6 protein-coding genes are annotated in these 14,379 nt (G+C 46.0%); 5 read left to right on the plus strand and 1 reads right to left on the minus strand.

Translation table 11 applies throughout. From position 1 onward, the window contains the following. Positions 1 to 21: 21 nt before the first annotated feature. The 4 genes from GQF01_RS26275 to GQF01_RS26290 all read left to right on the plus strand — a co-directional run bounded on the left by GQF01_RS26275 (position 22) and on the right by GQF01_RS26290 (position 9,262). Entirely contained in the window at positions 22 to 6,693 is a 6,672-nt protein-coding gene (locus GQF01_RS26275) for a DNRLRE domain-containing protein (RefSeq protein ID WP_161409837.1), read from the plus strand. An 800-nt stretch (positions 6,694 to 7,493) separates the two neighbouring features. Beyond that, complete coding sequence (locus tag GQF01_RS26280) at positions 7,494 to 7,688, plus strand: helix-turn-helix transcriptional regulator (protein WP_161409838.1); 195 nt, start codon at positions 7,494 to 7,496, stop codon at positions 7,686 to 7,688. Between the two features lie 75 nt (positions 7,689 to 7,763). Next, a complete protein-coding gene (locus GQF01_RS26285; RefSeq protein ID WP_161409839.1) occupies positions 7,764 to 8,345 on the plus strand; it encodes a BsuPI-related putative proteinase inhibitor in 582 nt (193 codons plus the stop codon). Positions 8,346 to 8,377: 32 nt separating this feature from the next. Continuing rightward, positions 8,378 to 9,262, plus strand: a complete 885-nt coding sequence (locus tag GQF01_RS26290) for a protein kinase domain-containing protein (protein WP_161409840.1) — start codon at positions 8,378 to 8,380, stop codon at positions 9,260 to 9,262. Here the strand turns inward: GQF01_RS26290 and GQF01_RS26295 are convergent. Beyond that, positions 9,228 to 9,677: a helix-turn-helix transcriptional regulator gene (locus tag GQF01_RS26295; protein ID WP_161409841.1), complete on the minus strand. Its 450-nt coding sequence runs from the start codon at positions 9,675 to 9,677 to the stop codon at positions 9,228 to 9,230. The genes GQF01_RS26290 and GQF01_RS26295 overlap by 35 nt on opposite strands. A 138-nt stretch (positions 9,678 to 9,815) precedes the next feature. Here GQF01_RS26295 and GQF01_RS26300 point away from each other — a divergent pair, with 138 nt between their 5' ends. After that, positions 9,816 to 14,378, plus strand: coding sequence for a discoidin domain-containing protein (locus tag GQF01_RS26300; protein ID WP_161409842.1), 4,563 nt, complete (start codon positions 9,816 to 9,818; stop codon positions 14,376 to 14,378). Position 14,379: the final 1 nt, after the last annotated feature.

A 14,379-nucleotide genomic window follows, 5' to 3' on the forward strand; every position in this document is an offset into this window, starting at 1 on the left:
TACTTATAAGGAGGACTAATCATGCACCAAAATAAACGATCATTTCTACGCGGTACATACTCCTGTATGCTTTCTTTTATCCTGCTCTGGTCAACGATGATCTCTGTGCTGCCAGCAGTTGCAGCCGCTGCTGAACCAGAAAATATGAAACAGAATGCTGTATCTAGCGCCAGATTGCTTGAGTTAAATGTCAGTATAGGCAGTCTTAATCCGACATTTAGCCCAGATACAACAGATTATACCGCTGCTGTTCCTGTTGCCTATGATCAGGTTACCGTCACGCCTGTTGTAGAGGAGAATGGAGCGACCGTTGCCGTTTCTATGAATGGTGAGAGCCCAACAACCGTGACAAGCGGAACGAACAGTTCGCCATTGAAACTGGAAATTGGGAATAATATCATTTCCGTAAAAGTGACGTCCAGCGACAGTACCGTAAGTCGTACTTATCGGATTACGGTGCCTAAGACGGCTGTCGTTCTTCAGCAGGGCATCAATGGCTATAGTGGTACAAAAGATGCGCATGTCAGTGAAGGCACACACGGGGCAAAAAACACCGGTATGAATAATGCGTTTGAAGTAGGATATTATGATGCATTAATGACGGACCGGAAGCTTGGGCTCTTGCGTTTTGACTTGGCTTCAATTCCTTCTCAAGCGATCATTTCTGAAGCCAATCTGAATTTATTTCTGATGGGCACGCGTGTCCGCAATGGCAATCCTTTCAATAATAAAAATATTTATGTTCACGAGCTGACAAGTGACTGGGTCGAAGGTACAGGAACCGGCTTTGATGGAACCGTGAATGCACCAGGTGTAGTTTGGAATACCAGACCCTCTTACAATGATACAGTTACCTCGGTGACCTACAATAATAAAGTTAATGTAGGAACAGCGCTAAACGTATGGTACTCTTGGCCGGTAACAGATTTAGTAAGAAGCTGGATGAACGGAAGCTTGCCTAATTATGGAGTCGTGATGAAAGAAGCCGATTCAACCAGCAATGCGGGCACACTCACTTCAACGAAGGATTTTGCTTCCGCACAATACCCAATAGCCGCAGCGCCGAGTGAAGCAATGACACCGAAGCTAAGTCTGACCTATAAGCTGCCACTGCAGGGCGTAAAGCTGGACAGCACGCAAGTGACACTAATTGTGGGAGATGCTCCGATACGTGTTAACGCATTTGCCAGACCCTTAAATGCTGCGGATACAGATATCGTGTGGTCATCTTCGAACACTGCAGTAGCAACGGTTGATGCAACAGGTAATATTACGGCCGTTGGGGCAGGGACTGCGATAGTAAAAGCAGCAGTTGGAGGATTTGAAGCTTCATTGAATGTGACAGTAACGGCTGCTTTCAACAAAGGCACATTAGCTGCTTTGAGCCTGAATGGAGCTAAACTTGATCCAACTTTCAGCTCGAATCAGTTTAGTTACACAGCGAAGGTTCCGCTAAACGCGAGGCAAATTAGTATAGTACCAACAGCATCCGAGTTGAATGCGAAGATAACGGTTCGCAGCGGAGATGGACAGCCGCAAACGGTTAACTCAGGCAGCAAGAGCTTGCCTTTTGCACTCGACTCTGGCAGAGCCACACTTATTGTAAAGGTTGAGTCTGTTGAGCCGCTGGAGCCAGGTGAAGTAGGCGTACATGAATATACAATTCAAGTGGCACCAAGGCTGCTTGGTGGGGAAGCCGATAAGATTATCTCTAAATTCTTGGATCCGAACGGCGATGTTATGGTGATTGCTCATCGTGGAAATTGGCTCAACGGAAAGCCGGAGAATGGGCTGGATTCCATCCGTGAATCAATCTCTGAAGGCTTGGATATGGTAGAGCTGGATATTCGGAATACCCGAGACGGTGTACCGGTTCTTATGCATGATGATACGATTAACCGTACCACGAACGGTAGCGGAAGCGTTTCTTCCTTCACGCTTTCTGAGATCAAGAACTTTTGTCTCAAAACGCTTAACGGAGCCGTGAGTAATCCTTGTGAAAAAATACCGACTTTAGAAGAAGCCATGCAAGTTGCCCGTGGCCATATTATGATTAATTTGGATAATAAAAACGCATTTAATCTAGCAAATCTGAATAGTATGTGGGAAATTCTTGAAAGAACAGATACGACGGATCATGCACTTTATAAAGCAAATGGGAGCTATAAATCCGTCATTACTTCCTTTATGACGCAATTTAAGGATTCGGCAACTGAACCGTTGTATATGTTGCTTGCTACGGATCAAGGCAGTGTCTATGATTATTTAAATCCACAGACAGCACTATTTCCTACACTTGCTGTAGAGCTAAGCTTCAGCAACGATGATGATCCGGTTATGGACCCGGCATTTCTCAAAAATATGCATAACCTCGGAGCAAGAGCTTGGGTTAACACCATTTACTCGGTACCTGGCTTGGTAGGCAGACATGGGGATTATGCCTTCCTTACGGATCCGACGGCAGGTTATCCATGGCTGTTGGGACGCGGAGTGGATATGTTCCAAACGGATACGACCTCGCTGTTGTTGAAGTATCTGAAGGATAGACGCGATGCCGAAGGCGGCAATCCTGGTGTAACGCAAACCGTTGTCCTTCAAGATGGATTAAACGGCTATACAGGGACGGCGGATACCCATGTTGTGGAATTAACAGCAAACGATAACCATCTGCATAACTTTGGAGGCAATTCCCAGATAAAAATGGGGCCGATCAACCCGCTTATTAATTGGATGCCAGGCCAGGTAACGCAAAAAGTAAGCGCAATTACGGCAATAGGCTCAAACCCAGCCAATGAAACCAAAGAGAAGCTGTTGGATGCTGCGATAACAACCAAATGGTTAGCTTTCCAGGATACTTCTATCATTACAATGACAATGGAGCAGCCGACGAAGGTACAGGGGTATGCGATATCTTCTGCAGAGGATGCGCCAGGGAGAGATCCACGGAATTGGAAATTTGAAGGCTCGATGGATGGTTCAGATTGGGTAACCTTGGATACAAGGGCAAACGAAGTGTTTATTAATCGAAATCAAACCAAGTTCTATAAAGATTTTAACAATCAAACGGCCTATGCGCACTATCGCTTGAATATTACGGCGAACAGCGGAGACCCTTACGTTCAAATTGCAGAGCTTCAGCTCTCTGATGGCGGACAGCAAGTGAAGGATAGTCAAACGGGTGACCGTGGATATGGTTTGATCCAATTTGACCTTGCACCTATTCCCAAAGGAGCCAAGGTGGAGAGCGCCAAACTGGAGATGTATCTAGTTGGAACAGGCAACTTGACCGATCCATCGATAGCAAGAGATTTGAAGTTGCATAAAATAACTGCAGCATGGGCGGAAGGTAGTGGAACGGGGACAACTGGCAGCACGGTACCTGATGGTCAGAATTGGGTAAGTTGGGCAACGAAGCCACCAGCATCGGACAGCGTTGCTTCAAGACAAGCAGTAGGCACTGAGTTATATAGCTGGCAATCTGTTGACATGGCGATGCTTGTGAGCGATTGGCTGGCTGATAGCAGCACGAATTATGGAGTCATGCTAGATCCAGGCGAAATCTCCTATGCTTTTTCCTCCTCTGAGAATGGGGTGCAGAATTGGCGTCCAAAGTTAACGGTGACGTATTCGGTTCCAGTAACGGCGATTGATGTGGCACCGAAATCAAAAACGATTAAAATTGGCGAGCAAACAAAGTTAACGGCGTCTTTACAGCCGGCTAATGCAACGAACCACAATGTGCTGTGGAATTCTGCGGATAAGACAATCGCAACAGTCAGTGCAGATGGTATCGTGACAGGAGTTCGAACAGGGATTACAACCATTACAGCAAAGTCGTTGGATGGAGGCTTCGAGGCGACAGCGGAGATAAGCGTTGAATCTTCAGGTATTAATGCGAATCTATCTGGCTTGTCACTGAGCAGCGGAACATTTACCGAAGCTTTTGTCAGCAGCTTGGAGCATTATACAGCGATTGTACCGGAAGCGAATAATCAGGTTCAAGTCACAGCGCTAACAGAGGATAACCTATCGACGATAACGGTATCACTCAATCATGGAGAAGCGAAGCCGGTCACCAGTGGACAGCCAAGCGATGCGCTCCAGCTCGAGATAGGGAATAATCTGATTACTGTACAGGTTACTTCGCCGGGAGCAAAGGTGCAGCGTACGTATACGATTGAAGCAGCCAAAACAGCCATTGTACTCCAAGAAGGAGTAGGAGGTTATGTCGGGACAACCGATACCCAGATTTCCAAGGGAACTGGAGGCCAAGGAAATAAATATTATCAGTACAACTTTGGAGCGCAGCATGGGATAGAAGTCGGTTACTATAATCAAAGTGTTATGGACGAAAAATACGGTCTTATCCGATTCGATCATTTACCTATTCCTGAAGGCGCAACGATCACGAGTGCAACTCTGAATTTGTATCATTTTGGTTCTCGCGGAAGCAACGGGACGATAGCGAATACGGACAAGGAAATCTTTGTGCATCAAGCGAATACGCCTTGGGTTGAAGGAAGAGGCGGGAACAGCAGCAGCAATGACGGCGCCCCCGGCGAGCCAGGTGAGGTAACGTGGGAAAACTACATTACTAACGGTACTAATTCCTATGATCCTGCTGTGATTGACAGCAAGATCGTGACGCAAAGTCCGAAATGGAACACATTTGATATAACGGGTGTCGTACAAAAGTGGACGGCGAATCCTGATTTAAATAACGGTGTCCTACTGAAACGTGAAACATTCGCGGATGCCAGCAATTCAAACATCATTGGTACGAAACAATTCCGTACATCTGAGTACAGCACAGTTGAACAAAGACCTTATTTGCGTATTGTGTATGAGATGGCTTTGAAAGGTATTGAACTAGATCGTTCTGAACTAAGCCTTAGTCTTGGAGGCGGAGCCAAACAGCTGAAAGTGAATCTGATTCCTTTTAATGCGGTGGATCAGAGAGTCGTCTGGGGTTCATTGGATCAAACAATAGCTTCCGTAGACAGTCAGGGTAATGTGACCCCAGTTAGAGAAGGCAGCACGGTTATTACGGCAACGAACGGAATTGGTGTTCAAGCCCAAGCTACTGTAACCGTTCGGAAGCCAGGTACACAAGCAGGATTGACTGGACTCGCGTTATCCGCAGGCAAGCTAGATCCGGTGTTCGCTACGGATACGCTGGTTTATACAGCCGCAGTTCCTTTAAGCGCAGCAAGTTTCACATTAACCCCAACAGCTGAGGATGCGAACTCGCTCATTACTGTGCGTGCTGGAAGCGATGAGCCACAGACGGTTGTAAGCGGCACGCCAACGATGTCAATCGCGATTAATGATCAGAAGGAGATCATGATTCAAGTGACGTCGGAAGATGGTCAGCTTACCCGTGAATATAAAATCATGATTGCTCAGCAATTTGGGTTAAGCAGTCTCGATGTATCAGCAGGCAGCTTATCTCCAGCCTTCGCAAACAATGTGCTGCAATACGCTGTAGAAGTTCCTGCGAGTACTACGGGCATATCGCTGAAACCAGTGGTCTTGGATCCGTCGTCGACGGTTCATGTAATCACAGCTGATGGTGAATCTCACTTGATAGAAAGCGGTACAGACAGCCAACTAATTGCTCTGAATCCAGGTATGAATGTCGTTAGGGTTCAAGTAGAATCATTAATCCGATCTGTGAGCAAAACATTTTATGTTACGATTTACCGAAAATCTGCCGATATCCCGGGTTCAGGTGGTGGTGGAGGCGGAGGCGGAAGCAGCCAGGTATTGCCTGATCCAGTGAAGCTTGATGAAGAGCTTTCCGTGCAGTTGCCTGTGGAAGAGGCGGGCTTAAAGCTGACCCTCAAAAAGAGTAATGAATCCGTAAGTGTTGGCAACTACCCTGCACTAAGCCCGGTATTTGAGATCATGAAGGATAAAGCAGGCGCAACGACTAAGCCATTAATTCTTACTTTTGCTTTCAAATCTTCCAACGTGGGAGCGGGCAGACCTTCTGTGTTCCGATATAACGTGGCTCAAGGGAAGTGGTTGGAGCTAGGTGGCGATGTTAAAGGTGAAACCATATCTGTAGCTGTATCCGAAGTAGGCAAATTCGCCGTGCTTTTAATTCAGCCAGAGTCAGGGTCAGTGCCAGAGCAAGAGCAAGAGACGGGATCACATGCTAGCTGGCCTGATGTGAAGTCTCATTGGGCAAAGCAAACGTTCATTACTGCATTTGAAAAAGGAATCATCAATGGTTATGCGGATGGAAATATGAGACCGGATGAGCCAATTACACGCGTGCAGTTCGCGACGATGGTTGTACGTGCACTTGGGCTCAAAAGTTCATCTACCGGCATTACTTTCACTGACAAGCTGGATATACCAGACTGGGCTGCTGGCCAAATGGCATCGGCAGTGGAAGCGGGCATACTGACTGGATACGAGGATGGCTCCTTGCGTCCAAACGTGCTAATCAACCGCGCTGAAATGACAACCATGCTGATGCGTGCTTTTCATGTGAACGCAGGAAACCAGAAGGATAGCTCCTTTAAGGATGCAGACTCCATTCCGGATTGGGCTCAGTCTTTTATCGCAAAAGCTGCGGAACTTGGCATCATTGCAGGATATGAGGATGGAAGCTTCAAACCAATGAATGGTGCAACAAGAGCAGAAGCTCTCACTGCGTTGTTGCATATGGCACAAATCAAATAATAGATTAGGCTGTCCCAAAAGGTCACAAAAAAGGTTGTCCCTCGGTCATTAAATGACTTCGGGACAGCTTTTTTTTATGTTAGGTGAGGCTGTGGAAAAATTAGCCTCGTTGGATAATTTTCAACGAAAATAGCTGGAGGGCGTGTCTACGATGCTCTAACGGACACCGTTGCCGTTATTGGCCGAAATTGACCCTTATTTCATGAATAACGGACTCCAGAGCCGTTAATTAGGCCATAGACACGCTAGTCACGCACGGATAACGCGAATAGCTGCGCTGGAGTCCGTTAGCTTTTGTTTTGGCCGGATTTGTGCCAAATAAGCGCGACTGTGTCCGTTAGCGAAGTAGCAACAAGGCGTGACACCAACAAAGCGGCTGTTTCCAAGTCAGTCATTTATCATGACTTGGGGGCAGCCGCTTTCAATTAAAGGGAAATTCTCCCGCTACTTTGCGGAGTTACGCAGCTATAACAAGAATAAATGGAATTTCTCCCTTTAATTGAGGTGTTTGAGCTGGGAAACACGGATGTTGGATCAAATTAACAGGATTATTTCCAGTTAATTGAATTTTTGGGTGTGATCAAGCTGAAATAACGGGAGGATTTCCTGTTAATGTACCTGTTAAATCCGGCGCTATAAGACCACGATTAGCTTTTCAGTGGATTTCGTCCAATGGACTAACCCGATAGCGCCGCCCACAAGAGCCTCTTTTATTCTCCTGTTAATCCAACAAAAACATGTATATTGAGCCTACTCGCTGATCTGTTTATGCTAGGAGCACAACGGATGGGAGTGAAGACATGAATACAACAGAGCAATGGATACAAGAGGCATGGAACGCGGGGATCAACAAGGTGATGAGCACCAGCGAGCGAATCAGAGCCGCATTCCCACACGGCTCGCGGGTTGGTTATTTGAATCAAATGTCCTTTATCCGGGCTTTTAAGAAAATGGTTGGGACTACGTCTGGGGATTATAGGAAGGTTCATCAGTGAGTAGTGGTAAAAAGTTTAGAAAAGTTGGAACATTTTTCTATTTTATTCCGTCTAAGCCCTTGGGGGTGAATGACGATGGGAATTGGAAAAAATTCGGCGATTGTCTTGTTAAGTGTGCTGCTTTTGGTTTGTCCTACTAGCGTCAATGATGAAAGTAAACCTCATGAAACATTCGAACCCGTCCGGGTTGAATTAGCTGTAAATCCAGATCCGGAAGTAGAAAATGAATTGCAAAAAAAGCAAGATGAACAATCCAAATCAGTTGCAGGGCTCTTTAAAACATCACTAGAGGTTTTAAATGAAGATGGGAAATTAAATGTTAATTTTAATCTTCAGAATGTTTCGGGTAAAGAACAACGTATTTCATATGGGTCGGGACAACAGTATGATATTTTTATTTACAATGAGAAGAAGGAAGAGATTTACAGATGGTCGATCAATAGGGCATTTACCCAGGCACTCATTATAAGGAATTTGAAAAAAGATGATAAGCTTATTTTTAATGAGGAATGGAACTTAAAAAATAAAAAACGTCATGCAGTACCGCCTGGGAAATACACAATAGAAGTTGAAGTTATGATAGATTTAAATTCAGAAGGAATTGTACGGATTCATCCTGATGATCTCACTGCCAAGACAATATTTGAAGTTAAATAATAAGAACTAGTTGCAATTCGAGGAGGAACTCTATGATTAATATCCAAATTGACGATGTTATGTTCAACCTGCAAGAGGAACACGACTTCGGGTGGCTCACAAAGTTAGGTCGTGTATTTGAGGTCTTCGATCAGCAGGATTCTGGCAATATAAGCTTTGGTGTCCAGAGAAATGGCGAAAAATGGTTCGTCAAATATGCCGGTGCTAAATGCCTAACATATTCCGGTGACCCGCAAGAGGCAATAAATAATTTGAGAAATGCTATACCTCTATATAAAGATTTGAGTCACCCCTCCCTCATTACACTCGTTGATCACTTTGAAGTTGGCTCAGGATACGCGGCTGTGTTCGAATGGTTTGCGGGGGAATCTCTTCACCCGCATTGGTCTTTTCCGCCCCCGGCGAAATATCACGATCCCAACTCCCCATTCTATAGATATAAACACTTATCAGTCGAGCAAAGGTTGGCATCATTGGAACGAATTTATAGCTTTCATGCATTTATCGAAAGAAAAAACTATGTTGCCATTGATTTCTATGACGGGAGTTTACTGTACAATTTCTCTGACAATGAGACGAAAATATGCGATATCGATCTTTATCAGAGAAGACCCTATGTCAATACGATGGGAAGATTATGGGGATCCTCTCGATATATGTCCCCGGAAGAGTTTACTCTCGGTGCTGAGATTGATGGCTGTACCAATGTATTTACGATGGGGGCAACAGCATTTGCACTGCTTGGAGGAGAGCGCGATCGTTCGTATGAGCATTGGGAGGCAGGAAAAGAGCTCTATGAAGTAGCTCTCAAGGCAGTGGAACCAAATAGAGAAGATAGGTATGGAAGTGTGTCGGAATTCAAATATGCGTGGGATTCAGCTGTTAAATCGTATGAAAGAAGTGGCCGAGCTTGCTGAGTATCTCATCACTTTTGTGAACATCATGCGTAGATAAACTTTGAAGAGCAATGAGAAACTCATTTTGCTCTTTTTTTGTTTGGGAAGAACTTAGTGAGGAGCCGTCCAAGAGGGAGATCCCGCCGCTTTTTCCTTTGCTGCACTGAACCGGTACTCCTGCTGCACTTAAGGTTTCAATATTTCTATAGATTGTGCGTGTAGAAACGTTGAAATGCTCCGCCAGTTCTTTGGCTGTTGTTCTCTTTTTGCTACATAGTAAATAAACAATCTCGAAATGCCTGCTATTTGCCATTGGTTTGACGTACAACTCCTTAGGAATATAGTTGCACGCAAGCCGCGGATTGTGGCCCACATGCTTCGTTATTGTAAATCGCAGAATTTCATCAAACAAATCACAAAATTTTGAATCTGACATAATAATTTTTATTACATATAAATCTTCTGAAATTATAAATTTTTTTATCTATACGTAACTAATTCATAATTTGTTGTAATTGTGACATTCCCTTACAATAGCACGGACATGTCAAATAAACAGAGATGGAGAGTAGAGATGAAACACATGTATACTGAGAAAAGAAAAAAACGCTTTCGTTGGGCTCATGCTTTAACAGCACTTCTGGTGATGATTGCCAGTTTGCCGTTCTTGTCTGCGCCAAACGTACAGGCGGATGAATCGGATAGTTATTTGTTGTCCATGAACAGATCCGTTTACGCTTCGTCCTCATTAGGAGGAAATACACCGGATATGGCTGTAGACGATAATGTGTATAGCCGATGGGAAAGCGTCTGGAAGAAGGATTCGCAGTGGATTTATGTGGATTTGGGAGCAAGTAGCAACCTCACGAAAGTTGTTGTTAATTGGGAAAATGCGTATTCCAGCGCTTATACCCTTCAGGTATCCGATGACGAGCTTCATTGGCACGATATGACTCCGGTTATTGAAGGGAAACCAGGCGAAGTAGTTACGGATGTTTCCGCTTCAGGACGTTATGTCCGTCTATTCAGCACGCAACGTGCCCAGCAGCCATACGGAATTTCCATTATAGAATTCAATGTGTATGGAACGGGCGGTTTGGGTGGTCCTCCGAAACCTGCTGCCCCGGACCTGGCGCTCAATCACCCGGTAACGGTGTCTTCCCTTGAGAATACGGAGCCGAGCAAATCGGCTGAAGATAGAGCGAAGATGCTTGGAAAAAATTATCTAGCCAAAAATGCAACTGACGGAGATAAGGATACACGTTGGTCTTCCATCTACAAGGAGAATGAATGGATCTATGTGGATTTGGGACAAGAAAGCGAAGTCGGCAGTATCGGATTGAACTGGGAGGCCGCTTTTGGACGGGCTTATGACATCCAGGTTTCGAATGACGCGACACACTGGACAACCATTTTCCGGCAGTTGAACGGTAGCGGCGGCCAAGAAACAATTCCCGTCTACGCGAAAGCACGTTATGTCAAAATGGCCGGCATCGCACGCGGCAGCTCCAACGGTTACTCGCTGTACGAGTTCAAAGTACATGCTTACCGTGAAGGAGACCCGAAGCCAACTTACGACATTCGGGATATTCCGACGGCCACTGCCGTACAAGTAGGAGCAGGCAGCTACGAAAAAAATGATATTACACAATTAGAGCCTAAGAACCCTACGTATCGCACTTCCAATATTCAAACACCGATTCCTTCAAACGATTGGTGGCAATCTATTCTGGTCTCCAAACTGGGTGATGGCAACAGCCTCATTACACTGCCGCTGAAGAATTGGTATACAAAGCAAGGGCTTGCTGTGTTGAACCCTGGAGCTGGTTTCGCTCATGGCAATTCCATCGATGCTGATGGTGATCCAGATTTCTACTTAAACAGTAATAATTTGAATCCAGCTCAAATAGAAACCAAAATTTCCGGCTACGGTGATTATTCGGCTACCGTGATCCTCAGTGATGACAATACGGCCAAAATGAGCACTACCTTTGTAAAAGGATCGCCTTTCCTATATAACACGTATGAAAATCCAGATGCTGTTATCCTGCAAGCGCCGGCCATGACCCGTTTGTTTGATGATAATAACAATCCGGTGTTGCTGAATGATGGAGATGTCTATACCGCCGACCATATTGGTCTGGAAGTAACGAACAAGGACAAGGCGCCTACACCGCAGACCTTCGTTCGTAGTTACGGCATCTTTGTTCCTGAGGGAACAACGTTCATGAAGCTTGGCAACACAATCAAAATCAAGTTGGGCTCCAGTGAAAATTATCTGTCACTTGCAGCGCTTCCTTCTGCAACTGAACTTGGTTTGTTTTATCAGCATGCGTATGCTTTTGTTACCGACACCAAAGTGGATTACCATTTCGATGAAAAATCATCTTTAGTGAATACGAATTTTACGACTACTACACAAGTGAAACGTCCAGGTTTTTCTGCGGATACGATCATGACACTGCTTCCGCATCAATGGAAAATTGCGACTACACCGCTTACGGATCTCAGCTATCCTTCGATCCGCGGGACCCTAAAAGTAAATGTAGGCAATAAATTTACAACTTCGGATCGCTTTAACGGCCTGATTCCGCAGTTTGTCGAGCCGAACGATCCGACTTATTCCCGCGCTCAGCTTATAGCTTATCTGGATCAATTGGATGCCGATGTGGCGAACGGGTTTATGATCGATGATCCATACTGGCAAGGTAAGAAGCTTCATCCGCTTGCGCTTGCGGTATTGATCAGCGACCAGCTTGGCGATACACAGCGCAGAGATCACTATTTGGCTAAACTTAGAACCATTTTGACCGATTGGTATACGTATTCGCGAGATGAGAAATTACACGGCACTTATTTCCACTATTCGGAATACTGGGGTTCCTTGATGGCCTACAATACGGGTTTTGGTCTAAATACCGGCTTGACTGACCATCATTTCACGTATGGGTATTACATCTTTGCTTCTGCCGTGTTGGCGACTTACGATAAGGGGTTCCAGCGCGACTATGGCGATATGGTTGAAACCCTGATCCGCGATTACGCGAATCCGTCCAAAACCGACAGCAAGTTCCCATGGTTCCGGAACTTTGACCCATACGAAGGTCATTCATGGGCAGGTGGTTATGCTGATAATCACGCAGGCAACAACCAGGAAGCTGCCGGCGAATCGCTCTTCAGCTGGGTCGGCGAATACATGTGGGGCCTCGTAACTGGCAATGATGCGTACCGCGATGCGGGAATTTGGGGCTTTACGACCGAAGAGAAAGCCACTGAGCAGTACTGGTTTAACTATGATGGCGATAACTGGGTGAAAGGGTACAATCATGCCACCGCAGGTCAAGTCTATGGTAGTGCGACGGCCTTTACTACTTTCTTCAATGGAGATCCGGAGTATGTATACGGCATTCATTGGCTGCCGCCAGCAGAGTGGATGACTTACTACGGCCGTCAGCCGGAGAAAGCGGCTGCTTTGTATCAAGGATTGATCAGTGAAATTGAAGGCGGGCAGGAGCGTGCCTGGTATCACATTATCTGGCCATTTGAATCGATCAGTGATCCTAAATCGGTATTAAACAAGTGGGATACCACACATATGCAGCAAAATGAAGTCTTTAATGCGTATTGGTTTACACACAGTATGGAGTCGCTTGGCCATCGGAACTCGGATATTTGGGCTGATGATCCAGCGGTAACTGTGTATAAGAAAGATGGCGTGTATACAGCGCAAATCTGGAATCCTTCGGAAAGCGCCAAAACGATTCGTTTCTTTAATAAAGACGGTGCTTTAGGCTCCGCAACGGTGTATGCCAACGCGCTGGTAGCGGTTGATCCGCTAAAAAATAGCGTCCTAAGCGGCCCAGATCCGTCCAATGGTATTAAGTACCAAGATCGTTCTGCGTGGAAGATTACAGCTTCTAAAAGCGGAGAAGCTGTGGAGCACCTAACGGATGGCGATCTGTCGACACGGTGGTCCTCCGGCAAAACACAAGTGGCAGGCGATTGGCTGCGCATAGACCTAGGTTCCGAACAGACCTTTGATACTCTGTTTATGAACTCTGGCATGAACTGGAACGATTACGCACATGGTTATGAGATATATACCTCCAAGGACGGAGAAAATTGGGGAGACCCGGTCGTTTCCGGCAACGGAACATCTCCGAGCATTGCGGTATCTCTGCCGAAACAAACAGCCCAGTTTGTGAAAATCGTCCTTACCAAAGCCAATGATAGCTGGTGGTCCATCTCTGAGATCAAAACGGCTCAATTCGGGAAAGTAACCGAAACGCCAATACCACCTGATGAGATTGGCCCGCTCGATCGCTCAACATGGATGGTAACGGCTTCCTCCACGCAGGGTAGCGACATTACGGCTAACATGCTGGACGGAATTAGCAATACTCTTTGGACTAACGGGAAGACCCAAACGAATGGCCAATGGCTGCAAGTTGATTTGGGCGCGAAGAAAAGCTTCGATAGCGTTACTTTAACTCCCGGAAACTCTGCGAATGACTATACACGCGGTTATCAGCTGTATGTTTCCGATGACGGTGAGAATTGGGGAACTGAGGTAGCTGCAGGGAATGGTGAAGCTGGAACGATGTCCATTACTTTCCCAGTTCAGCGTGCACGTTATTTGAAGATTGTCCAAACCGGCGAGGCTGATAAGTGGTGGTCTGTTGCCGAGCTCAACGTAATGAATTACGGCATCGGCAAGCAAAAGCCCCTTGTAGTTAACGGCTGGACAGCAACAGCGTCTTCCACAGCAGGTGGCGAAAACGCTCAGGCTATGCTCGACGGGAACATGGATATACGCTGGTCAACGGGCAGCGAGCAGAAGAACGGTGATTTTGTCGTTCTTGACTTGGGCGCGGAGCAATCCTTTGATCAGGTCGTCATGGATAGTGGACGCAGTCACGATGACTTCGCCAAAGGTTACGAGGTTTATGTGTCAAGCGATGGAGAAAACTGGAGCCATTCAGTTGCTTCCGGCGAAGGAAAAGTGCCGCAGGTAACGGCGGTATTCCCGACACAAACGGCACGTTTTGTGAAGATCGTGCAAACAGGAGTGGACTCGCATTGGTGGTCCATTTCTGAACTGCGTCTCTTTACGGCGGATAATGCCACAATACGATAAA

It is taken from the genome of Paenibacillus silvestris, assembly GCF_009882985.1.
Classification (GTDB): domain Bacteria; phylum Bacillota; class Bacilli; order Paenibacillales; family NBRC-103111; genus Paenibacillus_E; species Paenibacillus_E silvestris.

Bases quoted from the DNA above. Each gene is read 5' to 3' on its own strand.
- GQF01_RS26285 (WP_161409839.1), top strand. From the start codon at position 7,764: ATGGGAATTGGAAAAAATTCGGCGATTGTCTTGTTAAGTGTGCTGCTT.
- GQF01_RS26300 (WP_161409842.1), top strand. From the start codon at position 9,816: ATGAAACACATGTATACTGAGAAAAGAAAAAAACGCTTTCGTTGGGCT.
- GQF01_RS26280 (WP_161409838.1), top strand. From the start codon at position 7,494: ATGAATACAACAGAGCAATGGATACAAGAGGCATGGAACGCGGGGATC.
- GQF01_RS26275 (WP_161409837.1), top strand. From the start codon at position 22: ATGCACCAAAATAAACGATCATTTCTACGCGGTACATACTCCTGTATG.
- GQF01_RS26295 (WP_161409841.1), bottom strand. From the start codon at position 9,677: ATGTCAGATTCAAAATTTTGTGATTTGTTTGATGAAATTCTGCGATTT.
- GQF01_RS26290 (WP_161409840.1), top strand. From the start codon at position 8,378: ATGATTAATATCCAAATTGACGATGTTATGTTCAACCTGCAAGAGGAA.